Raw genomic sequence first — 22,360 nt, 5'->3', positions numbered from 1 at the left:
CGGCGGCTCGGCATCGGGCCGAAGCACCGGGCAAGGCCCTGACCATGGTTATCTTCGAGGAGCGTCCTGGCCCCAGGCCACGAAGGCGACATTGCGGAAGCCGGCAGCGGCCTTGCCATAGAGAAAGTCTTCGCCATCGGGCATCAGCACCTGCCCGCCCGCGGCGGAGAGCACGGCATGACCGGCCGCGACATCCCATTCCATGGTCGGCCCGAAGCGCGGATAGACATCGGCGACACCTTCCGCCACTCGGCAGAACTTCAAGGAGGACCCGGCTTCGCGCCGGTCCGCAATGGCATATTCGGCCAGAAAGGCTTCGCTCTTGGCGTCGGGATGAGAACGACTGCACAGCGCCGTCAGCCCCTCGACTGGGTAAGCCCGCGTCGAGATCGTCTCTTCGGCGCCGTCCCGCACGCGCCAGGCGGTATCACCGCCCGCGTAAAGCGTGTCGACCGCCGGTGCGAACACACAACCGGCAACGGGCCTGCCATCTTCGATCAGGGCGATGTTGACGGTGAACTCGCCGTTGCGGTTGAGGAATTCCTTGGTGCCATCGAGCGGATCGACCAGGATGAAGCGCCTGCCGACATCCGGAATCACCCCCTTGGCGGCGCACTCTTCCGCCACCACCGGCACGTCGGGCATGACATCCGCCAGCCGCCGCAGAATGATCGCCTCCGCCACTTCGTCCGCCTCCGTCACCGGCGAGCGGTCGTCCTTGATGCGGGCGTCGCATCCCTTGGCATAGACTTGCATGATCGCGGCGCCCGCCTCACGGGCGATCTCGGCAAAGGCATGCGCAATCGCGTCCGGGCTGGAAAGGGGCGAGGGTGAAGTCTGAGCGGTCTGGGTCAAAAGGGCCTCCGATAGCAGCGGCCTGTTTAGTCCTGATTGGCGTCGTACCGCAAGAATATTGGGTCTGCCGCTCATTTTTGCACCCCCTTCGCCAGCGCGCCTCAGGGTTGCAATCAGGGCGGAACGGGACATGCCGGCACCTCGCGCCTTCACATCCCGCGCCGCAGAGTCTATCTGAAAAACAGGTTCTCGAGACCTGATTCTCTTCCGATTTGCCTTTCTCTCCTGAATTATTCTGGGTGCTGCGATGACCGCTGGTTTTCAACTCGATGCGCTTGATCTGGCCGCCCTGCTCTGCTCTCGCGTCTGCCATGACGTGATCAATCCGGTGGGCGCCATCGTCAACGGGCTCGAAGTCCTCGAGGACGAGGACGATGCCTCGATGAAGGCTTTTGCTCTCGACCTGATCAAGAAGAGCTCCCGGAACGCCTCGGCCCGCCTGCAGTTTGCGCGGATCGCCTTCGGCGCCGCCGGCTCGGCCGGGGCCTCGATCGACCTCGGCGATGCCGAGAACGTCGCCCGCGGCTTCATCCAGGACGAGAAGGTGACGCTGAGTTGGTCGGCGCCGCGCCAGTTCATGCCCAAGAACAAGGTCAAGCTCTTGCTGAACCTGCTCGTGGTCGCCACCACGACCATTCCGCGTGGCGGCTCGATCAATGCCAAGGTCACCGGCGATCCCGAGGCGCCGACCTTCGAGGTCGTCTCGCTTGGCGGCAATTCGCGCATTCCGCCCGGGCTGATCAGCCTTCTGGCGGGCGAGCCCGAAAACGGCACGCTCGATAGCCACCTGATCCAGCCCTATTACACCGGGCTGATTGCCCGTGCCGCCGGCATGTCCGTGGCCATCGAGACGATCGATGGCGGCGTGCGCATCACCGCTGCACCTGTGTGAGGAAGCATCCATGCCCCGCAAACTGATCTCGACCGGGTCCCCGCTCGAACGCAGCGCCGGCTATTCCCGCGCCGTGGTGCAAGGCGACTGGTGCTTCGTCTCGGGCACCACCGGCTATGACTATGCCAGCATGACGTTGCCTGACGACGTTGCCGCCCAGACCGAGAATACGCTTGCGACCATCGAAACAGCGCTGGTCGAGGGTGGTTTTGCCATGAGCCAGGTGGTACGTGCGACCTATTATGTGACCAGCACCGACCATGTGGAGACCGTGATGGCGGTCACCGGCCGGGTCTTTGGGGAGATTCGACCTGCGGCCACCATGCTGATCTGCGACCTGATCAAGCCCGAGATCAAAGTCGAGATCGAGGTCACCGCGTTCCGCGGCTGACGGTATTTTGCTTTAAGTCTTTGTTTTGAAGGCCGATTGCAGGGAGTGTGCCTCAATGCGCAGCGTGCTGATCCGCCTGTGTCTGGCTAGCGCCATACTAACTGTCGGCCAGGAGTGGTCGCAAGCGCAAGACAGCCAGGCCAAGCCGCCGGAGCCTCCTGCTCCCTCCCAGCCCATCGCACCCGACGACCGCGTGCTGTCCTTCGTCGCCGGCAATCCCGATTGCACGGAGATCACCGACGAATGCATCATCTGCGCGGTGGTGAATGGCAAGCCGATGTGTTCGACCCCGGGCATTTCCTGCGTGCGCAAGGATTTGCGCTGCACCAGCACCAAGCCGCCGACGCCCAAGCAGTGAACGGCGGCCCTGCAGTCTCCAAATCCGAGGCTGGCTGGGATTTGCCCACCTCGACTTCCATGGCGTTTTGCGATTTGGCGGAGTCACCTGGATTCGCAAAGGCGCGTCGAAAAAAGAATTAGAGCAAACAACCGTCCAGTCTTGAACGCGCTTGGCTCTATTGGGCAGCGATGCTGCGCTCGCTGGCCTTTTCGCGATCGTCGAGGGTCTCGACCATCTTCAGATCGTCCAGGGCATCGGCGAGCGCACTTCGGGCATCTTCCAGCTTGATCTTTAGATCGTCGGCCGAACCCCGCAGATTATCCCTGCGTGCCGTAGCTGCGCGGGCATAGGTCGGATAGGCGAAATGGCTCGGATCGATGATGCCGGCCTTGGCTTCCTCGGCCTTGATTTCGCGGTCGAGTTCACCCGCCATGCGTTCGAACTCGGCCACCATGGTTTCGATCTGGATGACCTGGCGGCGTCTCTCATCTGCCTGGAAGCGCTTGAGACGAATAAGGGTATCGCGCGACTTCATTACTCACTACTCCATCAGCCGCATCGGCCCGCCGCCCCTACCATGGGGGGCAGGCCGCACAATCGGATCGCCAGACCCATCGGCCCAGCGAAGACCCACACCATCCGGCATGGACGTGAATTCTTCCTTACTCGCCGCAAAAAAGCCGCGAACCAAGGCGGGACAGTCGACCGCCAAGAAAATCGCACGCCATGATTTACCAAGTCGGCACACCACTTCTCCATGCCCCCGCCTCTTTTCTTAAGATTTCTCCTGGGGGCCAATGGTTGCAGCGCGACTACCGAATCCGACCCCAGCTATGCTTCACAGAAGGCGGGGACAGCAAAATTAATACTGCGTTCACTTGTTTCTAACAGCTTGAAGAAGCAGGCGGATTCGATGACGCGGCTCCACCGTGAAGCGTCCAGCCGCTTTCGTCGCCGATGAAGCAGGCACCGCTCCCACTGCACGGGCGGCACGATCGAGGAAAGCTGTTGATTCGCTCTGAATCCCTAAGAAGCTGCCCCGACGGTAACCATTAATTTACCTGCCTCGTTAATGATCCCTAACAACGGTCAACGAACTCACCGCCACGTTTGTCGAAATTCTGCGGCGAATGGGTGAGTCGGTTGAATCGCTTAGGCGAGTTTCTTCATGTGAATGTTGACGCTTGTCGCTCACCGAATCTGTCTTTCAGGCAATGTGTTACAGGGAGTTTTGGACCTTGTTTTCAAGTTTCGCTTGCATGAGAGAATCACAATTTGTTAACCATGCCTGCGTAGCGTCGCGGTTGATCATCGACGAGGTGACTTCACCGTGCCGTCTGCGCATTCGCGACGGCGGTCGACCCTCCGAGGCCGCAGTGGGGGATTGAGATGCGCGTACTTCTAGTCGAAGACGATAGCGCCACGGCGCAAAGCATTGAGCTGATGCTCAAGTCAGAGAGTTTCAACGTCTACACGACGGATCTGGGCGAAGAAGGTGTCGATCTCGGCAAGCTCTATGATTACGACATCATTCTGCTCGACCTGAACCTCCCCGACATGTCGGGCTACGAGGTCCTGCGCTCCCTCAGGGTGGCCAAGGTCAAGACTCCGATCCTGATTCTGTCAGGCCTCGCCGGCATCGAGGACAAGGTGAAGGGCCTCGGCTTCGGCGCCGACGACTACCTGACCAAGCCTTTCCACAAGGATGAGCTGGTTGCCCGCATCCACGCCATCGTTCGCCGCTCCAAGGGCCATGCCCAGTCGGTGATCGCCACCGGCGACCTCGTGGTCAATCTCGACACCAAGACGGTCGAGGTCCATGGTTCGCGCGTGCATCTGACCGGCAAGGAATATCAGATGCTCGAGTTGCTCTCGCTGCGCAAGGGCACCACGCTGACCAAGGAGATGTTCCTCAACCATCTCTATGGCGGCATGGACGAGCCGGAACTGAAGATCATCGACGTCTTCATTTGCAAGCTGCGCAAGAAGCTGGCCAACGCCACCAACGGCACCAACTACATCGAGACCGTCTGGGGCCGCGGCTATGTGCTGCGCGAGCCCAACGAGATCGAAGAGCGCATCGCGGTCTGACGCTGCGCAACCCCACGAGCGAGATGAGATGGCCGGGCTCAGTCCCGGCCTTTCTTTTTGCAAGGCCGGCAACCACCTTGGAATGGCTTGACATCAAGGCGATGAACGAATGGCCTATGGTGTCCGTTCCCGCCTTCGCTGAACCGCCCTGCCCCGGAAGTCCCCATGACAGTTTCTTCTACCGCCCCCCTCGGCATTCTCGTCCCGCTCGCCCAGGAGGCCGAAGCGCTTTTCGCCCTGATGAAGCAGGATGGCGCCACGCAGACGCAGCGCATCGGCGGCAGGGACTATCACAGCGGCCATCTCTTCGGCCGCCCCTGCGTGCTGACGCTCTCGCGGGTCGGTAAGGTCGCAGCCGCCACCGCCGCTGCCGGCCTCATCCATACCTACCAGGTCGGCGCCATTCTCAATGTCGGCGTGGCCGGCGGCGCGGCCCGATCGGTGAAGGTCGGCGATATCGTGGTGGCCGACGCCATGCTCCAGCACGATCTCGACGCGCGGCCGATCTTCCCGCGCTACGAGGTGCCCCTGACAGGCATGTCCCGCTTTAGCGCCAATGCGGCCATCAGCAACAGCCTGTCGGGAGCGATCGAGGCCTTCCTGGCCGAGGATCTGCCGCAGCTTTCCGCAGAGATCCGCGAACGCTTCGCTCTCGCTGCTCCCCGCCTGCATCGTGGCCTGATCATCAGCGGCGATCAGTTCGTCAACGGTCACGCGGCGGTCTCGGCCCTGCGAAACGACATTCCGGACGCCTTTGCCATCGAGATGGAAAGCGGAGCCGTGGCGCAGATCTGCCATGACTACGGCGTTCCCTGCGCCGTGCTGCGCACCATCTCCGACAGCGCCGATGACAATGCCCATGTCGATTTCCCAGCCTTCCTCGCCACGGTCGCCAGTTTCTACTCCCACCACATCCTGCGGCGCTTCCTGCAGCGCACCGACTGGTGACTGGTTCAAAGGGCCTGTGCATAGCGGGCCCGTGGCGGACTGGCCGAAGCTGAACGGCATGCTATAAGGACGCCGTGCATTCAGCGGAGCGTGACGATGGTTGGCAGTCAGTATGGCGTCTGGGCGGCTCGCAGCGCCCTGTTGGCAGGTGTGGTCACCCCGGCGCTCCTTCTCGGCGGCTGCACCAGCAGCATGATTACCGGTGTCTATGGCACGCCGACGGAAACGGCGACACCCACGCAGACCGCCTCCCAGGGGCCGCTGCGGGTGGATTTCGATCCCGACACCGAGTGCCCGCAGATCAACATTCCCACCGGTGCGGCGGCCTATGGCCCTCCCAACGCGCAATTCTCGATCACCAATTTCGCCCGCGAGTGCGATCTTGCCAGCGGCAATACCGTCACCATCAAGATCGGCGTGGAGGGTCATGTCGCCTCGGCCGGAGGCGGCGGCTATTCAGCCCCGGTGCGCATCACCATCCGCGACCGCGACGAGAAGCCCGTCTACACCAAGGTAATCCGCGTCTCCGCCGCAGCAACGCCTGGCGGCGGTCCGGGCAGTTTCCGGGTGGTCGACACCTCGGCACCGATCACCATCGGCCTCGAGCAGCCGCTCAGTTCCTACGACATCGTGATCGGTTTCGACGGCAAGGGCGGCACTGTCACCAAGAAAAAGCGCCGGGGTTGAATTCCTCTGACCTTTTCTGATCGCGCCCCATTCTGTTGGGTTGACGACAGGAAAGGCCAGGGATAGCTTCCCGGCATTCGGCCGATCCCCGCGGAAGAGTTCGGTCTGATTCTCTTGAGGAATCACGGACCGGCGCCGAAGGAGCAACCGCCCCGGAAACTCTCAGGCAACCGGACCGCGGGGGAACGAAACTCTGGAAAGCGGCACGAATGTGCGAGCATTCGGGCTCACCGAAGGGCGTAAGTGGTTCCCCAGGGTGCGGAATCGCGAAATCTCTCAGGTAACCGCGACAGAGGGGGCACAACCGGACATCCGTCCGGCGTGCACCCTTTTGCCGGAGTACCCATGGCCGAGCCTACCGCAAGTCCAGATCAGCAAACGCTCCTGAAGACCCCCCTTCATGCTGAGCATGTCGCCCTCGGCGCGCGCATGGTACCGTTTGCCGGCTACGACATGCCGGTCCAGTACTCCACCGGAATCATCGCCGAGCACAACCACACGCGCAACGCCGCCGGCCTGTTCGACGTATCGCATATGGGGCAGGCCTATCTCATCGCCGACAGCCATGAGGCCGTCGCTGCGGCCCTGGAAACCCTGGTGCCGGCCGATATTCTCAATCTACCGCCCGGCCGCCAGCGCTATACCCAGTTCCTGAACGACGAAGGCGGCACGCTCGACGATTTGATGGTGGCGCGCTCGACCGACCCCGCCGAAGACGGCAAGCTCGGCCTGGTGGTCAATGCCGGCTGCAAGGACGCCGATTTTGCCCTGTTGCGCGACAAGCTCGGCGACAGCGCCCAGTTGGTCGTCGCCGCGGACTACGCCCTGCTCGCGCTGCAGGGGCCTCTCGCTGCCGCCGTGCTGGCCGATCATTGCCCGGACGCTGCAGCCATGCCCTTCATGGCTTCCCATCGCTCGACCTTCGACGGCATTGCCATCGGCCTCTCCCGCTCGGGCTATACCGGCGAGGACGGCTATGAGATCTCGGTTCCCAACGACAAGGCCGTCGCCCTGTGGCGCATGCTGCTGGCCGACGAACGGGTCAAACCGATCGGCCTTGGCGCCCGCGATTCACTGCGCCTGGAGGCGGGCCTGTGCCTCTATGGCCATGAGCTCGATCCGACCATCTCGCCGATCGAGGCCGGCCTGCTCTGGTCGATCCAGAAGCGGCGGCGCGAACAGGGCGGCTTTCCAGGCGCATCCCGCATCCAGCGCGAGATCACTGTCGGCCCGGCGCGCATCCGCGTCGGCCTCAAGCCGGAAGGTCGCGCGCCCGTGCGCGAAGGCGCAGCGCTGAAGAACCAGGCCGGCGAGGCCATCGGTATCGTCACCTCGGGCGGCTTCGGCCCCACCGTGGCCGGGCCCATCGCCATCGGCTACGTGCCCCCCGCTTTGTCGGCCGTAGGTACCGGCCTCACCGTCGAATTGCGCGGCAAGGACGTGCCGATCGAGGTCGCGCCCCTGCCCTTCGCCCCACACCGCTTCCATAGATCGTAAAGGGATTTCAACGTGACCGGTTGCGTTGCCCCTCACCCGTACCCTCTCCCCGCAAACGCGGGGCGAGGAGACGTTGGCGCATTTCATCCTTCTGCACCGTTGATATCTCGCACGACGCCCGAGACACCTCTCGCCCCGTTCTTACGGGGAGAGGGTACGGGTGAGGGGCAGCGCGACGCACCCCACACTGAGTTCATCGATTTTCTTTCCTAGTTCCTGTCAATCGATCCCACCAGAGGACAGTCCTATGCCGACGATCAAATTCACCAGCGACCACGAATATGTGTCCGTCGAGGGCGACGTCGCCACGATCGGCATCACCGACTACGCCCAGTCGCAGCTCGGCGACGTGGTGTTCATCGAGCTTCCCGCCGCCGGCAAGGTGCTCAAGCAGGGCGACGAAGCCGCGGTGGTGGAATCGGTGAAGGCCGCCAGCGAGGTCTATGCGCCGGTATCCGGCGAGGTGCTGGAAGTGAACGAGGCCCTGCCCGATCAGCCTTCCACCGTGAACGAGGATCCGCTCGGCAAGGGCTGGTTCATCAAGATCAAGCTCTCCAACCCGGCCGAACTCGACGCCCTCATGGACGATGCGGCCTACAAGGCCCATATCGGAGCCTGATCCATGCGCTATCTACCCCTGACCGCCGAGGATCGCAGCGCCATGCTGGCGAAGATCGGCGTCAACGGCATCGACGATCTCTTCGCCAGCGTCCCCGCCGACAAGCTCTTGAAGGCGCCGCCGGTGCTACCGAATGCCAAGAGCGAAATGGCGGTCGAGAAGATCATGACCGCCTTCGCCTCGCGCAATGTGACGGCGTCCTCGGTGCCCTTCTTCGTCGGGGCCGGCGCCTACAAGCATCATGTGCCGGCGACCGTCGACCATCTGATCCAGCGCTCGGAATTCCTCACCTCCTACACGCCCTATCAGCCCGAGATCGCCCAGGGCACGCTGCAATATCTCTACGAATTCCAGACCCAGGTCGCGCTGCTGACCGGCATGGAAGTCGCCAATGCCTCGATGTATGACGGCTCGACCGGCACGGCCGAGGCCGTGCTGATGGCCCACCGCATCACCCGACGCTCCAAGGCGATCCTCTCCGGCGGCCTGCATCCGCACTATACCGACGTGGTGCACACCATCTCGAAGATGGCCGGCCACCATGAGGTGGCCATGCCCGCCGATGTGGACGGCAGCGAGAATCTGATCGCCGAGATCGACGGCGAAACCTCCTGCGTGGTGGTGCAGAACCCCGACGTCTTCGGCAATCTGCGCGATCTCACCCCGATCGCACAGGCCTGCCACAAGGCCGGCGCCCTGCTGATCGCGGTGTTCACCGAGGCGGTCTCGCTCGGCCTCGTCAAGTCGCCGGGCGAAATGGGCGCCGATATCGTGGTCGGTGAAGGCCAGTCCATCGGCAATGCCCTCAATTATGGCGGGCCCTATGTCGGCCTGTTCGCCACGCGCCAGAAATATGTGCGCCAGATGCCGGGGCGCCTGTGCGGCCAGACCGTGGACGCCGAGGGCCGGCGCGGTTTCGTGCTGACGCTCTCCACGCGCGAGCAGCATATCCGCCGCGACAAGGCGACCTCGAACATCTGCACCAATTCGGGCCTGTGCGTGCTCGCCTTCACCATCCACATGGCGCTGCTCGGCGAGAAGGGCCTGCGCAGGCTCGCCCGCGTCAACCATGCCAATGCAGTGAAGCTAGCCGACATGCTGGCCAAGGTCGATGGTATCGAGATCATCCAGAAGAGCTTCTTCAACGAGTTCACCATCCGGGTATCAGGCAGTGCTGCCTCGCTGCTGGAGAAGCTGGCAGCCCGGGGCATCCTGGGGGGCGTGCCCTATTCGCGCCTGTCGCCCAATGCCGAGCTGAAGGATCTCCTGATCATTGCCTCCACCGAAGTGAACACCGACGAGGATCGCACCGCCCTCGTGAGCGCCCTGAAGGAGCTGGTCTGATGCTGAACCGTCAGGGACGTCCCTCCTCCCCCGGCGAGGGCGCGGAGGCCATCAATCCCACCTTCACCGGCAATCGCGCCCTCATCATCGAGGAAGCCTTGCTGTTCGAGACCGGCCGCATCGACGTGACCGGCGTCGACGTCGAAGAGGTCGAGGATTTCGAGCCGAGGCTCGGTGCCTTCGAACGCAAGGATCCGATCGGACTGCCCGGCTTCGCCGAACCGGAGGCGATGCGCCATTTCGTGCGCCTGAGCCAGAAGAACTTCGGCATCGACACCGGGCTTTTCCCGCTCGGCTCCTGCACCATGAAGCACAATCCGCGCCTCAACGAGAAGGTGGCGCGGCTGCCGGGCTTTGCCGACATCCATCCGCTGCAGCCGATTTCGACCGTGCCCGGCGCGCTGGCGGTGATCGACCATCTCGCCCATTACCTCAAGACCCTCACCGGCATGCCGGCCGTGGCGATGAGCCCGAAGGCCGGCGCGCATGGCGAGCTCTGCGGCATGATGGCAATCAAGGCGGCCATCGCGGCCAAGGGCGAAGGCGAGACGCGCAAGGTCGTGCTGGTGCCCGACTCGGCCCATGGCACCAATCCGGCCACCGCGGCCCTGATCGGCTTCACGGTGGCATCGATCCCCGTGCGTCCAGACGGCACCGTCGATCCGGCCGAGATCAAGAAGGCGCTGGGGCCGCATGTCGCCGCGATCATGCTGACCAACCCCAACACCTGCGGGCTGTTCGAACGGGACGTGCGCGCCATCGCCGATGTGGTGCATGAGGCCGGCGCCTATTTCTACTGCGACGGCGCCAATTTCAACGCCATCGTCGGCAAGGTCCGCCCCGGCGATCTCGGCGTCGATGCCATGCACATCAATTTGCACAAGACCTTCTCGACGCCTCATGGCGGCGGCGGGCCGGGTGCGGGACCGGTGGTGCTCTCCGACAAGCTCGCGCCCTTTGCGCCCTTCCCCTATGTCGTCAATGCCCGCGTGCTGGTCGAACGGGCCGAGGAAGTGATGAATGGCGAGACGCCCTTCGGCCGCCTCACCGCCTTCCACGGCCAGATGGGCATGTTCACGCGGGCGCTGACCTACATGCTCTCGCATGGCACCGACGGCATGCGGCAGGCCTCGGAGGATGCGGTGCTCTCCGCCAACTATGTCCGCACCGGCCTGGCTGATCTGATGTCGGCCCCCTTCGGCGACCAGCCCTGCATGCACGAGGCGCTGTTCGACGACACCTGGCTCAAGGATACCGGCGTGACCACGCTCGATTTCGCCAAGGCGATGATCGACGAGGGCTATCATCCGATGACGATGTATTTCCCCCTCGTGGTGCATGGCGCCATGCTGATCGAGCCGACGGAGAGCGAATCCAAGGCCTCGCTCGACCTCTTCATCGCCACGCTGCGCGACCTTGCGCTGTCGGCCAAACGCGGCGAGACCGAGCGCTTCTCCGGTGCCCCCTACCACGCCCCGCGCCGGCGCCTGGACGAAACCCGTGCCGCCCGCCAGCCCGTGCTGCGCTGGACGCCGCCGGAGCCGATCAAGGACGCAGCGGAATAGAAAACGATCATGCCCGCCGGGCACAAGCCCGGCGGGATTTTCACATCACCGGGCAAGGCATGGGCTTCTTCCAGCTCTTCATCGACCGCCACCTCGATATCGAGGCGATCCAAGGCGCCATCCGGGACTATTTCGGGCCTGAGCGGGCGATCGCCTATTTCAGTTCCAAGGACGAGATGATTGAGAGCTGGGGAGCGGGTAGCGACACGCCGCTCGACGTCCATGTCGTCGTGGAAGCTCTGAGTGAAACCTATCCACTCTTGATCGAAGTCTGGCAACCCGGCCCGGACTCGCTCGAAGAGGAGCGGCGCTTCGCCATCTATTTTTCGAAAGCCGCGAACTGCCGCTCGATCATCACCGACGAGGAACTGAACCCATATAGCTGGTATTGCGTGCATCCATCCGGGACGGTCGAGACGGTCTACCTCACAGATGCCGATATGGGCGTGAAGGAGTAACAGCAATAAAGCGAGGATGAAGCTATCGTTTTGGTAGGAACGGATGCGGATACATGAAATAAACATGCAAATCCTCTCTTACCAGCATAACAGCCCATAGAATGGCTATCATACAAAGCCCTGTCATAACGATTGCTAACGAACCAGTAAACGCCAAAACAATCGCAACCATCAATGCAATAGGAAGCAATAACAACATATTATATTCTTCCTTTAAGTTCAAATCTATACCTTTTCTAAATATATCCTTTAAGATGAAGCGCGCCCTAATTACACTTACGGTCAAAAGTAAAATATTTGCAACAAGCCCCCACGAGAAAAAATCAAAGAAATCGTAATTTCTATAATATATAGATATAATTAATATGCCGATATTTATACTTACCGCATCCAAGATAAAATCCCAAACTGCGGGCGATATAACGACCCCGAGAAATCTAACCTTTAAAGCTTGCTGCTCCCCACTCACTGGCATCAACGCAGCAAATTCGCGATCGGCTGACTTATCCTGGTTGAATTTCGAAACCATTTCATCTTGTTCTCGGGTCGACGAGTTAAATACAGCGAAAAAGAACCACATAAAATTCGGAGATGGATTTATCTTTTCAGCAAGAAAATAGTCGAGACCGATCATTATGCCTGCGACTATGCCAACACTGACGAAGCGGCGACGGAGTCCGGCCACTGCCTGTCGCCATCCAAAGCCAATGTTGAGATCTCTCCACAAGAGACAGCGCAGTGCTTCCGCGGACGATATCGGCTTTTCTTCCGGAGTTCCGGGCTCAAAGACAAAAGCTGAACCACCCGGCACCGCCTGCTTGCGTTCGGCAGGCTGGATTTGCGCCAGCAGCGCCTTTCCAATGGCCCTGATAAAAGTCTCAACATTGCGTTCAATCGCCTGCGCGGGAACTATTCTTGTCAACGTAGATACCGGCCAATAGAGCCGGGTGGCGACAACGATCAGGCATAATGTCAGTATCAATACAGCCCATTCGAAGAAATACGGAACTCCTGCCTGTCGCCCTACTTCTTCGAGCCCAAACAGGGCTGCAGCGAAACCGACGAAAACACCTGCTGTCACCCTTAGCTGCCTCTTCTTGTCGGAGCCTATTCGCAAGGCGACCAAGCCGCCCGTGACAAAGCAAGCCTGAATGACGCAAGAAACCAGTCCTTCGGTCAAAGAGAGTCGGCACAATCCGATGATCAAGGACGGCAGAGCGATCTGGGCGGCCGCGGAAAGAAGAAGTCCCTCGATGGCATAGCGATCAAGGTGAGGAACGAGCAGGCTCTTTGCCACCTGTAAGCGGCGTCGGGCCACTTCTAAGGCATAGTACCAACACGCTGCAGAACAGATGAGGTAGATGGGTAACACACGGGTGTAAACGTGACCGTCGAGGCGCAGCAAAGGAGATATAATGAAGAGCGCCACACACCAGAACAGATAAGAAAGTGCGGCTGTGGGGTCGCACCCCAGCGTCGATCTCAGCCAGATCTGCTCCCGCTTCATTGCGCAATCTCCACGAAGAGATCCTCGATGCCGAGCGTTCTGACACCCGCCCGGCGAGCGAAATCGGGCCAGTCTTCGGCCGGCGAGCGCCGAAGCAGCAGCGAGATGGCACCATCCGTCAGGGTCCGGCGATGAAGCTCTCCCACAATGGCGCCTTCCGGCAGCGCATGGGAGGGCAGGACCACATGCGCCACGCATTCCTTGAGATCATCCGTCGGAGCATCCAGGATGAGACGCCCTTGATGCAGGAACAAAATACGCGACGCCACACGTTCGAGATCCGACACGATATGCGTCGAGAACAGCACGGTTGTTCCGCCTTCACCGGCGCGGCCCACGATGTCGCGCAAAAGGTCCCGGCGGGCCGCGGGATCGAGCGCGGAGGCGGGCTCGTCCAAGACCAGAAGCTCTGGACGGGTGGCCAGGGCCCGCACCAGTTCGACCTGTTGACGTTCTCCCGGCGAAAGTGCCGAGAGCTTGCGATCAATCGGGATCTGGGCACGCCTCAGTTCCTCGTTCACATAGTCTCGATCCAACCTCGGATAGAGCCGAGCGACGAAGTGCATCATCTGCTTGACCGACATCCATTCGAGTGCAGTCGGGGTCTGTGAAACATAGGCCAGACGTGCCTTGACATCGTCGCCCATCGTCAGTGCCGCTTCGCCGAGGACCCAGGACATGCCGGCCTCGACCTCGATCAGGCCAAGCAAGGCCCGGATCAGCGTCGACTTGCCGGCGCCGTTTCGCCCGACGAGCCCGACGATCTCGCCGGGCTCTATGCGCAGGCCGACATTGCTGAGGGCCTGCTGCGTACCGTAGAACTTGCTCAGCCCGGCCGCTCGTATCGACGTCGCTGCCGGGATCGACTGTATCGACGCAAAACCCGTCATTGTTTCCCCTCCAGCAAGGCCGCAAGCCGCCGCAATATGACGTCGCCGGGCAATTCCAGTTCGCGCGTCTGGCGCACGATTTCTAAGAGATGAGGTTCGATCAACCCGAGGCGCTGGTCGAGCGATGCGGCGCGTGGGGACGACGTCGCGACGATCATGCCCCGCCCCTGCAGACGATCCAGATACCCTTCGGTTTCCAGCAAGGAATAGGCGCGCGATACCGTCATCGGATTGATGGCGTGAAAGGCTGCCACGTCCCGGACGGAGGGTAACGACGCACCCTTCTGCAGTTGGCCGCTCACGATCATCCGGCGCAACTGACCGGCGATCTGCCGATAGATCGGCTCGGCGGCACCGGGCAATATGGTGAGGTCGGAAGCGTCCATGTGTATCAATATAGCAATACACTTGCGGCGTGCAATCGCCATGAAGAGGAATGGTGGCCTCAGCCCCTGTTGTGCTCGCTCACCTTCACCCGCCCCGGGGCGAAATGGGCCTCCAGCACCGGCAAGGCCCGGCGGGGATCGCAGCGCCCGCACATGAAAATATCGAGAGCGGCATAACCGGTCTCGGGCCAGGTGTGGATGCTGATATGGGATTCGGCGAGCAAAGCGACGCCGGTGAGGCCGCCGGTGTCGCCGAAACCGTGCAGCTTGACACCGAGCACCGTGGCGCCGCAGGCGGCCGCGGCCTCGCGCAAGGTATGCTCGATGCCCGCGGCATCGGTGAGGCCCCGGCAGTCCCAGAAATCGATGAGCAGATGCAGGCCGGGGGCAAAGGCCTGCGGCTGGTTTGAGCTTCCCTCCGCCAGCGAGGCCACCCCGGCTCCTGAGGTTTCAGCTTGCGCTTTCAACCGCTTTCCCTTGTGTGCCCACGCCATCATGAAGTCCGCGACCGTTGGTCATCCCGCGCGCGGTGCGGCATGAAATGCTGCGCCGCAGATGCGGGATCGGATGCAAGACGAGCCTCACTGGTCTTGCGATCCCGTGTCTGCGCAGCAATGCTTCGCATTGCGGCGCGCACGGGATGACAACTTTGGATTTGTGTTGTGGAGAGTAGCGCCATCACAGCACCGTTTCGAAGGGATGGCCACTATAGGCCATGGCCTTCTCCGCCGCACGCACGCCATGCGTATAGGCTTCCTCGAAGATGGAAACGCCGCTCATGTCGGAATGGGCGGTGAAGATGGGCGGCCGCTGCTGCAGTCCGGCCCGCCGCTGCCCACCCCAGATGAAACCCGGCACTGGCCGGATCATGGCATGGCCCCAGACCCAGACATCGGCCCGCTCGACATGGCCTTCGAGCTCGGGATGCACGGCCAGGAGTTCCTTCAGGAAGGTCGCCTGCCATTCTTCCAAGGGGCGGGCGAGCGCCTCGCGGCGGGCGTCCTCGGGCGGCAGGTGGCTGATCGGCCAATAATAGGTCAGCACCGTCCTGGTCGGGCGCATTTGCGTGATCTGGTGGGTGGCGACGACATAGCCGAGCAAGGGGCTGTCGAAGACGACATTGTCCCAGCTCAGATTGGCGCCGGTGCCGCCGGGCAGGCGGCTCAGCGTGATGTTGGCGACGGCCCAGGGCGCGTAGGAGAAACCGGCGGCAAGGTTCTGGTCGCGCAGCAGCCGCGCCGTGACGAAGTGCGGTGTCGCCAGGATGGCCGCCTTCGCCACGATGCGGAAGGCCTTGTCTTGAGCCGCGTCCCAGACGTCGACGGCCACCCCATTGCCTTTCGCTTCGACGGCATGGGCGAGCGAGCGCGTCCTTATGCGCGGGCCGAGCGCATCGGCGAGGCGACGCGCCAGATAGCCATTGCCCTCCGGCCAGGTCACCAGGCCCTGGTCCTCGGCATCGGCGCCGCGGCCATTGCGGGCGGCGAAATAATGGATGCCGGCCCAGGCCGAGACGTCGCGCGAGCGCGTGCCGTAGTCGTCGCGGCAGCAATAGTCGACATACCAGGCCAGGGACGGCGAGCGATAACCCTCCCGCTCCATCCAGGCCGCCATGGTAAGGCCGTCGAGCGCCATCAGATCGGCGTCCTGCGAGCTCAGGTCGAGCGGAATGGCGAAGGCGCGCCGGCCGTCGCTGCCGATGCGCTGGCGAAACGCCTTCATCGCCGCAAAGAAACGCTTGCCGTCGGCCTCCTCGTCGGCATCGAGGCCGATGGCGGGCATCAGGCCTTCCTGCCAGCGTCCATAGCGATAGAGCCGCTCCGAAGGATCCGCACAGAGGGCGTATTCGTCATAGATGGCCGTGCCCTTGGCGTCGTAGCCGGTGATGATGCCGAAATCCTGGAACAGCGCCCTGACCGCCCTGGCCTCCTCGGTGAGCAGCGGCACGTAGTGGGCGCCCCAGGGAAAGGAACAGACCTCGTTGCGGCCGCTGGCGGCATTGCCGCCGGGAGCAGCCTCGAGGTCGAGCAGCAGGAAATCGTCATAGCCCGCCTTGGCGAGACGATAGCCCGCGCCGAGGCCCGCTATGCCGCCACCGACGACGAGGATGCCGGTTTTCAGCGTCTCTCCCGGCGCCGGGAAGCCGCCGCTCCGCAGCCTGTGACCGATGCGGGAAGACGCGCCCACCAGATCCCCGGGCACGGAACCGCCCTCGCCGCCGCCCGGCACCCCCTTGCCCGCCAGCAAGTCTCCGCCCACCAGCCCGGCGCCGGCCAGGCCGAGCGAGGCGGCCCCCAAAGCGAGGAATTGCTTGCGGCTGATCCGGATCATGATGAAGCTCGCCCCGAAGGCGGCAAGATCGAAGCCGAATGTCTAATAGATGAGGTAATTGCCCCACTCCTCGTCGAAATAGCGCACCAGCGGCTGGTCATCGAGGCGCTGGATGGCGGTGGCGACATGGGCCATGTCGGGCGGGAACTGGAACATCGCCTGCATGGTCGGCAGATCAAGGAAGCGCAGCCCCTCAGGCAGGCGGTCCGGCGGGCGATAGGGTGAGAAGGAGCCGATGATGAAACCCCATTCCCCGAAGGACGGCACGAAGAGGTGATAGGCCGCTGTCTGGAAGCCGGCCGCTGCCAGCGTGTTGTTGACGCACCAGAAGGATTTACGCGCGACCAGAGGCGAGGTGCTCTGGATCACCACCAGGCCGTCCTGGTTCACCGCCGACTTCAGGAGGCGGTAGAAGGTGAGCGAATAGAGCTTGCCGATCGAGAAATTGGACGGATCGGGCAGGTCGATGATCACGGCGTCGAAGCGCATCTCGGCCGTCTTCCGTTCTCGCAGCCAGAGGAAGGCGTCGGCGTTGATGAGGGTCAGCTTGGGCGAGGACAGCGAGCCGCCATTGAGGCCCGTCATCATCTCGTTGTGCGAGAACAGGCGCGTCACGGCCGGATCGAGATCGACCATGGTGACCGCTTCGACCGCCGGGTATTTCAGGACCTCCCGCAGGGCCAGCCCGTCGCCGCCGCCAATGATCAGCACCTTGCGCGGCGCCTTGAGGGCGCTCATCACCGGATGCACCAGGGCCTCGTGGTAGCGATATTCGTCGAGCGAGGAGAATTGCAGGTTCGAATTGAGGAAGAGGCGGATGTCGCGCTGCTGGCGCGTGACCACGATACGCTGATAGGGCGTGGACTCAGCGTAAACAACCGTGCCCGGATAGGCGCTCGCCTCCGCAATCGACTGGATGCGCTCGGACCAGACGAAGCCGGCGCCGAGCAGGGCCAGGACCACGAAGGCGGCGGCCTTGTGCGCGCCGCGGCGGAGGATGGGCGCCTTGATGGCGTAGAGCACCCAGATCGCCACCAGCGTGTTGAGGATGCCGAACAGGAAGGCCGAGCGGATCAGGCCGAGATAGGGCACCAGCACCAGCGGGAACAGCAGGGAGGCGAAGAGCGCACCGATATAGTCGAAAGTGAAGACCTTGGAGACCAGGTCCTTGAAGGCAAGCCGTCCTTCCAGGATGCGCAGCAGCAGCGGGATCTCGATGCCGACCAGGATGCCGATCACCCCAACCAGCGAATAGAGCCAGAGCCGGAAGGAGGCGACATGGTCGAACAGGATGAAGAGGGCGGCGGCCGAACTGCCGCCGACCGCCCCCACCAGCAGCTCGATGCGGACGAAATGGCCGAGAAGGTCGCGCTCGAGATAGCGTGACAGCCAGGAGCCCACGCCCATGGCGAAGAGATAGGTGCCGATGATGGTGGAGAACTGCGTGACGGAATCGCCGAGGAGATAGCTCGCCAGCGTGCCGGCGATCAGTTCGTAGATCAGCCCGCAGGTCGCGATCACGAAGGCGGAGAAAAGCAGCAGGATTTCCACGTACGCGCCTTACATCAATCTGCGTTGAGACTGCTTCTTCCTCGGACCGCAGGCGTCTCGCCTGCTCTTTCTATCGGCCTGTCGCGACGCTTCCAAGAGCAGGCGAGACGTCTGCGGTCCCAGGAGAATCGACGCCCTCAGCCATGGATGGCCGAGGCGATGATGATTGCGATGCCGAGCGCCACCGCACCCAGGAAGATCGCCATCGCGGTGTTACGTTTCTCGCATAATTCCTTCCACACCTGCACCTTCGGGGTCAGCAGGTCGAGCAGCCAGAAGGCGATGACGAAGACGATGAGGCCGATGCCGGAATAGACCAGCGAGGCCACCACATATTTCAGTTCGATCAGGCCAGAGACATCCATGAAAGCCCCCTATTTATGATATGAATAGCCGCCACCGCCGGAGCTTCTGCCGCCGCCGAAGGAGCCGCCATCGTCGCTGCTCCTGATGCCGCGGCTGGTGGTCTGCTTGCCGTGCCACATATTGGCCAGCGAATAGCCGCCAAAATTGCCGAGAGCCATGCCGAACACGACGGCCCCGGCGAAGATCATCTGAATCCTGCTCACGTGTCCTCGCTGCTGGAACTGCTGCTGGAATCGTCGCTCGATGAGGAACCACCGCTGTCGTCGTCATCGTCACTGCTCGACGACCACCAATTGTCGGTCCCGGAATCGGAGCTGCTGCTGCCGGCGGCGGCAACGAAACCGCCCGCCGCCAGGTTGCCGGACACTGATGGCGCTTCCTCATCGATGCCGCCCTGCTCCCAGCGCGACTGCTCGAAGCGCCGGTCGCGGAAGAAGCCGAAGCCGGCGCCGAGAGCCAAGAGGCCGACGGCACCGAGATAGTTCGACCAGATCGGCACGGCGTGCCGGACCGTGACGGTGAATGTCTCCGAAGGTAGAGGATTGGCGGGCGCAGGGGCAATGGTGGGCTGCGAGGAGGGGAAACTGCCGCCCTGGCCATTGTTGCGCAACCAGGTCTGCAGGTAATCCTCGCGCGCCACCATCGGCACGGTCTCCGCCACCTTGGTGAACAGGCCGGCATTGGTGTCGATCAGCAACTTGTAGGTGCCTGCCGGCACCGGCGACAGCAATTCGCTGGTGCGCTCGGTGACCCGCCCGCTGCTGTAGTTCTCCAGCCCCTGGGAGGCATGATAGCTCTTGTTGGTCTCGACATTGACCAGGGCGACGTCGAGCTCCAGCCAATCGTCTTTCAGTTCGGCGCTGGTCTCGAACTCGACATTACCCCGGCCGTCCAGGCGGAAAGGTTCGGAGGCGAAGGTCTTACCCTTGTCGGCGGAGGTCAGGGTGAAGGTCTGCGAGGCGACCTGACGCCCGGGCGAGAGGGCGAGCGAGCCGAACTGCAACAAGGTCGCCACTCCGAGCGCTGCGAGCGGCACCCTCAGCCAGCGCCGGTGCGGGTTGGGCTGGTTGACGCCGGGCCCGTCGCGCTCGTCCGAGAGCGGCAGCTTGAAGGCCTCGGCCACCAGGCTGGGTTCGAGATAGACGCCTTCGGAGACGATGATCTCCTCGTCATTGCTCTCGACCATCAGCCGGTGAGGCGAGGCGATATAATCAGCCGTCTCGGTGACGTCCGCCGTGGAAGCACGCCAATAGAATTCGCCGGCGACATATTTGGTGAGCGCCTGTCCCTTGCTGAAGAAGGCATAGCGCCGCCCCTCGACCGTAAGGTCGATGGTGCTGCCCGCGGCCGGCACGTCGCGGGTAAGCATCTTCACCAGCGTCCAGTGGCCCTGCTCCCGGACCAGGAAACGATAGCCCCGATAGGGGTTGAACAAGAGATATTCGATCCATTCGTAATATCCCGTGCGATCGCTCCGGCGCATATAGCCGACGACCTCCCACTCGACGTCCTGCAGCCGCCCGCGGGAACCGATGGGAATCTCCGAAGGCTCGAGCGCCGCCTGGGCCTTCTGGATGATGCGCAGATTCTCGTCGGCGACGTCGATCAGCGAGGAACACTGGCTGCAGGTGGCGCTGATCGACTGGCCGACGGCGCGCAAGGTCACCGCCCCACCGCAATTGGGGCAGGCAAAGGTTCGTGGCCGGCCGGGCGGCCTTGGCGCGGGTACGGCCGGCGATGGTGCTGGCGGCGCGAGAGGCTCGTCCATCACCAGCCCTCCAGCGGCCTGAGATTGGAGAAGCGCAAGGCGTCCCATTCGAGATAACGGCCGAGATAGGCACTTGCCTCCTTGCCGTCATGTTCGAGCGTGGCGAATTCGCCATCGGCACCGACGCAATCGATCGACACGGTACGCCGCCCTTTGGGTGCGGCGAAAGGCAGTTCGCCTTCCGAGCCCAGGCAGGTCGCCAGCTTGATGTCGACCGCCCTGAGCTGGACGCCATTTATCGTTACCGAGAAGCCCGGCCTGATGCCGGCGGCACCGGTCTCGTTCCCCTCCAGCAGCGGCCGGCAGCGCTCCAGCGCCTCGCGCACGCCACCCCAGGAGTTCTCCTCTGCCTCCAGGCTCACCGAGAAGAACCCCTGCGCCTCGCCGATCCAGCCCTCCCGCCCGTCATCCATCAGCATGTGCCATTCGTTCCACAACCCGTCGCTCCAGCCGATCTTCAGGCGTCCGATGATGGTGAAGGACTGGCCGTCGAACATACCGCCAGTGCCGAGCTGGAGGGGGCTCATATCGTCGGGCAGCGCCGCCATCACCCCGAGCGAGGTCACGTCGACATCGGTGCGCACCACCATGGACTGGCAATAGGCACAGACGGCATAGACCGACTGCGCCGACCGGAACACGACATCCGCTCCGCAGGAAGGGCAGGCGAATTTACGCATTGGGCCTCGTATGGATCACGGGATTGACCGGCCTGTTCGGCCAAGCAGAGTTTCGCAGCGAGCAGGGCGAAGTCCGGTCTATTTGATCCGGGATAGCAGTTCGGCCTTCTTGGCGTCGAATTCCTGCTGGGTGAGGATGCCCTTGGCCAGTAGTCCGCCGAGTTTTTCGAGGAGCTGGATCGGATCCTCCGCCGGCTGCGGGGGCGCTGCCGGCGCCGAGGGAGCCTGCGCCGGCGCCGCATTGGCAAAGCCCTGGGCCATGGCCCGGCCGATCGCCATGCCGGCGCCGAGCCCTGCCCCTGCTCCTGCCAGGCCCCCCGGATTCTCGGCGGCAAGCGGGATGGATTCGGCCGTCTGGAACTGGGCGTAGCGATTGAGATCGCCCAGCATGTTCATGGAACTGGCCTTGTCGAGGATACGCTGGAGTTCCTCCGGCAGCGACAGGCTCTGGACGTAGAAGCTCTTGACGTCGATGCCATAGTCACGCAGCGCCGGGCGGATGGCTTCCGCCAGCTTCTGGGAGAAAGCCTCCTGGTTGGCGGCCATGTCGATGAAGGCGACATTGCTCTGGCCGAGCGTCGAGGCGATGGCCGTGAGCACGGCACCGCGAAGCTGCCCCTCGATCATCTCGGAGGTGCAGCGCTCGGCCGTACCGACCAGCCGCGACCAGAACGCGCCGACATCGCCGATCGCATAGGAATAATTCCCGAAGGCGCGGATGCGGATCGGGCCATATTCCTTGTCGCGGATGGTGAGGGGCTGGGTGGTGCCCCATTTGCGATCGATCTGGTCCTTGGTGTCGAAGAAATAGACATCCGATTTGAAGGGCGATTCGAAGAACTTGTCCCAGTTCTTCAGATAGGTCAGCACCGGCAGGGTCTGGGTGGTGAGCGTATAGGTGCCGGGGCCGAAGATATCGGCGATCTTGCCTTCGTTGAAGAAGGCCGCCTTCTGCGTCTCGCGCACCACGAGCTGGGCACCGTTCTGGATTTCCATGCCGGACATCGGGAAGCGGTAGGCCAGCAGGCCCGGCTCCTCGGCCGTCCACTGGATGACATCGATAAATTGCTTGGAGATGAAGTCGAGAATGCCCATGCCCGTATGCTCCATACCGACGGATCGCAAGCCGCAGACAGCCTATCCTACCTAGCATGCGTGGCAATGGGAAAGAGTAACCCACGGGACAGTTACAGT

24 protein-coding genes and 1 riboswitch are annotated in these 22,360 nt (G+C 62.8%); of the genes, 11 read left to right on the top strand and 13 right to left on the bottom strand.

Annotation, left to right across the window (positions count from 1 at the left end):
* Nucleotides 1–48 precede the first annotated feature (48 nt).
* Entirely contained in the window at nt 49–855 is an 807-nt protein-coding gene (cysQ, locus tag ACTJKX_RS00890) for a 3'(2'),5'-bisphosphate nucleotidase CysQ (RefSeq protein ID WP_311933770.1), read from the bottom strand.
* Nucleotides 856–1,102: 247 nt separating this feature from the next.
* Between cysQ and chpT the strand changes: the two genes are divergently transcribed.
* Genes chpT through ACTJKX_RS00875 form a run of 3 tightly spaced genes read left to right on the top strand, consistent with a single transcriptional unit; the run spans nt 1,103 to nt 2,496 of the window.
* Nucleotides 1,103–1,747 carry a histidine phosphotransferase ChpT gene (gene chpT / locus ACTJKX_RS00885; RefSeq protein WP_311933772.1) on the top strand — a complete coding sequence of 215 codons (645 nt, stop codon included), beginning with the start codon at nt 1,103–1,105 and terminating at the stop codon, nt 1,745–1,747.
* 10 nt (nt 1,748–1,757) lie between these two features.
* Nucleotides 1,758–2,138 (top strand): RidA family protein, encoded by a 381-nt coding sequence (locus tag ACTJKX_RS00880; protein ID WP_440724073.1) that lies wholly within the window; start codon nt 1,758–1,760, stop codon nt 2,136–2,138.
* Nucleotides 2,139–2,193: 55 nt separating this feature from the next.
* Entirely contained in the window at nt 2,194–2,496 is a 303-nt protein-coding gene (locus ACTJKX_RS00875) for a hypothetical protein (RefSeq protein ID WP_311933774.1), read from the top strand.
* 157 nt (nt 2,497–2,653) lie between these two features.
* Here the strand turns inward: ACTJKX_RS00875 and fliJ are convergent, their stop codons facing one another.
* Entirely contained in the window at nt 2,654–3,013 is a 360-nt protein-coding gene (gene fliJ, locus ACTJKX_RS00870; protein WP_440724072.1) for a flagellar export protein FliJ, read from the bottom strand.
* Nucleotides 3,014–3,867: 854 nt separating this feature from the next.
* Here fliJ and ctrA point away from each other — a divergent pair.
* From ctrA to ACTJKX_RS00830, 8 genes are all read left to right on the top strand, one after another.
* Nucleotides 3,868–4,569, top strand: a complete 702-nt coding sequence (gene ctrA, locus ACTJKX_RS00865) for a response regulator transcription factor CtrA (protein ID WP_105861513.1) — start codon at nt 3,868–3,870, stop codon at nt 4,567–4,569.
* A 165-nt stretch (nt 4,570–4,734) separates the two neighbouring features.
* Entirely contained in the window at nt 4,735–5,517 is a 783-nt protein-coding gene (locus ACTJKX_RS00860; RefSeq protein WP_394310416.1) for a 5'-methylthioadenosine/adenosylhomocysteine nucleosidase, read from the top strand.
* Nucleotides 5,518–5,613: 96 nt separating this feature from the next.
* Nucleotides 5,614–6,204 (top strand): hypothetical protein, encoded by a 591-nt coding sequence (locus tag ACTJKX_RS00855; RefSeq protein WP_440724071.1) that lies wholly within the window; start codon nt 5,614–5,616, stop codon nt 6,202–6,204.
* Between the two features lie 81 nt (nt 6,205–6,285).
* Nucleotides 6,286–6,392, top strand: a riboswitch (glycine riboswitch).
* A gap of 157 nt (nt 6,393–6,549) precedes the next feature.
* On the top strand, nt 6,550–7,701 hold the full coding sequence (gcvT, locus tag ACTJKX_RS00850) for a glycine cleavage system aminomethyltransferase GcvT (protein ID WP_440724070.1): 1,152 nt from the start codon (nt 6,550–6,552) through the stop codon (nt 7,699–7,701).
* Nucleotides 7,702–7,948: 247 nt separating this feature from the next.
* The gene (gcvH, locus tag ACTJKX_RS00845; RefSeq protein ID WP_394310420.1) at nt 7,949–8,320 is read left to right on the top strand and encodes a glycine cleavage system protein GcvH; all 372 of its coding nucleotides are present in this window, start codon (nt 7,949–7,951) and stop codon (nt 8,318–8,320) included.
* Nucleotides 8,321–8,323: 3 nt separating this feature from the next.
* Nucleotides 8,324–9,664 (top strand): aminomethyl-transferring glycine dehydrogenase subunit GcvPA, encoded by a 1,341-nt coding sequence (gene gcvPA, locus ACTJKX_RS00840; protein ID WP_440724069.1) that lies wholly within the window; start codon nt 8,324–8,326, stop codon nt 9,662–9,664.
* Nucleotides 9,664–11,229: an aminomethyl-transferring glycine dehydrogenase subunit GcvPB gene (gene gcvPB / locus ACTJKX_RS00835; RefSeq protein WP_440724068.1), complete on the top strand. Its 1,566-nt coding sequence runs from the start codon at nt 9,664–9,666 to the stop codon at nt 11,227–11,229. Before gcvPA ends, gcvPB begins: the two co-directional genes overlap by 1 nt.
* Nucleotides 11,230–11,288: 59 nt before the next feature.
* Complete coding sequence (locus tag ACTJKX_RS00830) at nt 11,289–11,687, top strand: hypothetical protein (RefSeq protein ID WP_440724067.1); 399 nt, start codon at nt 11,289–11,291, stop codon at nt 11,685–11,687.
* A 22-nt stretch (nt 11,688–11,709) separates the two neighbouring features.
* On the opposite strand, the gene ACTJKX_RS00825 is transcribed toward ACTJKX_RS00830, so the two are convergent.
* The 11 genes from ACTJKX_RS00825 to ACTJKX_RS00775 form a co-directional block, all read right to left on the bottom strand.
* Nucleotides 11,710–13,194: a hypothetical protein gene (locus ACTJKX_RS00825; RefSeq protein WP_440724066.1), complete on the bottom strand. Its 1,485-nt coding sequence runs from the start codon at nt 13,192–13,194 to the stop codon at nt 11,710–11,712.
* Nucleotides 13,191–14,084, bottom strand: a complete 894-nt coding sequence (locus tag ACTJKX_RS00820; RefSeq protein ID WP_394310429.1) for an ABC transporter ATP-binding protein — start codon at nt 14,082–14,084, stop codon at nt 13,191–13,193. Before ACTJKX_RS00820 ends, ACTJKX_RS00825 begins: the two co-directional genes overlap by 4 nt.
* Nucleotides 14,081–14,470, bottom strand: a complete 390-nt coding sequence (locus ACTJKX_RS00815; RefSeq protein ID WP_394310430.1) for a GntR family transcriptional regulator — start codon at nt 14,468–14,470, stop codon at nt 14,081–14,083. The genes ACTJKX_RS00820 and ACTJKX_RS00815 overlap by 4 nt, the downstream gene beginning before the upstream one ends.
* A 59-nt stretch (nt 14,471–14,529) precedes the next feature.
* Nucleotides 14,530–14,904 carry an adenosylmethionine decarboxylase gene (gene speD, locus ACTJKX_RS00810; RefSeq protein WP_440724065.1) on the bottom strand — a complete coding sequence of 125 codons (375 nt, stop codon included), beginning with the start codon at nt 14,902–14,904 and terminating at the stop codon, nt 14,530–14,532.
* Between the two features lie 244 nt (nt 14,905–15,148).
* Nucleotides 15,149–16,801, bottom strand: coding sequence for an FAD-dependent oxidoreductase (locus tag ACTJKX_RS00805; protein ID WP_440724064.1), 1,653 nt, complete (start codon nt 16,799–16,801; stop codon nt 15,149–15,151).
* A 42-nt stretch (nt 16,802–16,843) separates the two neighbouring features.
* A complete protein-coding gene (locus tag ACTJKX_RS00800) occupies nt 16,844–18,352 on the bottom strand; it encodes a polyamine aminopropyltransferase (RefSeq protein WP_440724063.1) in 1,509 nt (502 codons plus the stop codon).
* A gap of 137 nt (nt 18,353–18,489) precedes the next feature.
* On the bottom strand, nt 18,490–18,717 hold the full coding sequence (locus ACTJKX_RS00795; protein WP_311933802.1) for a DUF350 domain-containing protein: 228 nt from the start codon (nt 18,715–18,717) through the stop codon (nt 18,490–18,492).
* A gap of 9 nt (nt 18,718–18,726) precedes the next feature.
* Entirely contained in the window at nt 18,727–18,921 is a 195-nt protein-coding gene (locus ACTJKX_RS00790) for a hypothetical protein (protein ID WP_440724062.1), read from the bottom strand.
* Nucleotides 18,918–20,486, bottom strand: coding sequence for a DUF4178 domain-containing protein (locus tag ACTJKX_RS00785; protein ID WP_440724061.1), 1,569 nt, complete (start codon nt 20,484–20,486; stop codon nt 18,918–18,920). The genes ACTJKX_RS00790 and ACTJKX_RS00785 overlap by 4 nt, the downstream gene beginning before the upstream one ends.
* On the bottom strand, nt 20,486–21,166 hold the full coding sequence (locus tag ACTJKX_RS00780) for a DUF4178 domain-containing protein (protein WP_367624232.1): 681 nt from the start codon (nt 21,164–21,166) through the stop codon (nt 20,486–20,488). The genes ACTJKX_RS00785 and ACTJKX_RS00780 overlap by 1 nt, the downstream gene beginning before the upstream one ends.
* A gap of 78 nt (nt 21,167–21,244) precedes the next feature.
* Nucleotides 21,245–22,261, bottom strand: coding sequence for an SPFH domain-containing protein (locus ACTJKX_RS00775; RefSeq protein ID WP_440724060.1), 1,017 nt, complete (start codon nt 22,259–22,261; stop codon nt 21,245–21,247).
* Nucleotides 22,262–22,360: the final 99 nt, after the last annotated feature.

The organism is Labrys sp. 22185, from assembly GCF_052045555.1.
Taxonomy (GTDB): Bacteria; Pseudomonadota; Alphaproteobacteria; order Rhizobiales; family Labraceae; genus Labrys; species Labrys neptuniae.
Note: the sequence above shows the minus strand (reverse complement) of the source record. Positions and strands in the feature narration are given on the sequence as shown.

What these genes read in the sequence shown, in the direction of transcription:
- chpT (WP_311933772.1), top strand. Translation starts at nt 1,103, where the DNA reads ATGACCGCTGGTTTTCAACTCGATGCGCTTGATCTGGCCGCCCTGCTC.
- ACTJKX_RS00880 (WP_440724073.1), top strand. Translation starts at nt 1,758, where the DNA reads ATGCCCCGCAAACTGATCTCGACCGGGTCCCCGCTCGAACGCAGCGCC.
- ACTJKX_RS00875 (WP_311933774.1), top strand. Translation starts at nt 2,194, where the DNA reads ATGCGCAGCGTGCTGATCCGCCTGTGTCTGGCTAGCGCCATACTAACT.
- fliJ (WP_440724072.1), bottom strand. Translation starts at nt 3,013, where the DNA reads ATGAAGTCGCGCGATACCCTTATTCGTCTCAAGCGCTTCCAGGCAGAT.
- ctrA (WP_105861513.1), top strand. Translation starts at nt 3,868, where the DNA reads ATGCGCGTACTTCTAGTCGAAGACGATAGCGCCACGGCGCAAAGCATT.
- ACTJKX_RS00860 (WP_394310416.1), top strand. Translation starts at nt 4,735, where the DNA reads ATGACAGTTTCTTCTACCGCCCCCCTCGGCATTCTCGTCCCGCTCGCC.
- ACTJKX_RS00855 (WP_440724071.1), top strand. Translation starts at nt 5,614, where the DNA reads ATGGTTGGCAGTCAGTATGGCGTCTGGGCGGCTCGCAGCGCCCTGTTG.
- gcvT (WP_440724070.1), top strand. Translation starts at nt 6,550, where the DNA reads ATGGCCGAGCCTACCGCAAGTCCAGATCAGCAAACGCTCCTGAAGACC.
- gcvH (WP_394310420.1), top strand. Translation starts at nt 7,949, where the DNA reads ATGCCGACGATCAAATTCACCAGCGACCACGAATATGTGTCCGTCGAG.
- gcvPA (WP_440724069.1), top strand. Translation starts at nt 8,324, where the DNA reads ATGCGCTATCTACCCCTGACCGCCGAGGATCGCAGCGCCATGCTGGCG.
- gcvPB (WP_440724068.1), top strand. Translation starts at nt 9,664, where the DNA reads ATGCTGAACCGTCAGGGACGTCCCTCCTCCCCCGGCGAGGGCGCGGAG.
- ACTJKX_RS00830 (WP_440724067.1), top strand. Translation starts at nt 11,289, where the DNA reads ATGGGCTTCTTCCAGCTCTTCATCGACCGCCACCTCGATATCGAGGCG.
- ACTJKX_RS00825 (WP_440724066.1), bottom strand. Translation starts at nt 13,194, where the DNA reads ATGAAGCGGGAGCAGATCTGGCTGAGATCGACGCTGGGGTGCGACCCC.
- ACTJKX_RS00820 (WP_394310429.1), bottom strand. Translation starts at nt 14,084, where the DNA reads ATGACGGGTTTTGCGTCGATACAGTCGATCCCGGCAGCGACGTCGATA.
- ACTJKX_RS00815 (WP_394310430.1), bottom strand. Translation starts at nt 14,470, where the DNA reads ATGGACGCTTCCGACCTCACCATATTGCCCGGTGCCGCCGAGCCGATC.
- ACTJKX_RS00805 (WP_440724064.1), bottom strand. Translation starts at nt 16,801, where the DNA reads ATGATCCGGATCAGCCGCAAGCAATTCCTCGCTTTGGGGGCCGCCTCG.
- ACTJKX_RS00795 (WP_311933802.1), bottom strand. Translation starts at nt 18,717, where the DNA reads ATGGATGTCTCTGGCCTGATCGAACTGAAATATGTGGTGGCCTCGCTG.
- ACTJKX_RS00785 (WP_440724061.1), bottom strand. Translation starts at nt 20,486, where the DNA reads ATGGACGAGCCTCTCGCGCCGCCAGCACCATCGCCGGCCGTACCCGCG.
- ACTJKX_RS00780 (WP_367624232.1), bottom strand. Translation starts at nt 21,166, where the DNA reads ATGCGTAAATTCGCCTGCCCTTCCTGCGGAGCGGATGTCGTGTTCCGG.
- ACTJKX_RS00775 (WP_440724060.1), bottom strand. Translation starts at nt 22,261, where the DNA reads ATGGGCATTCTCGACTTCATCTCCAAGCAATTTATCGATGTCATCCAG.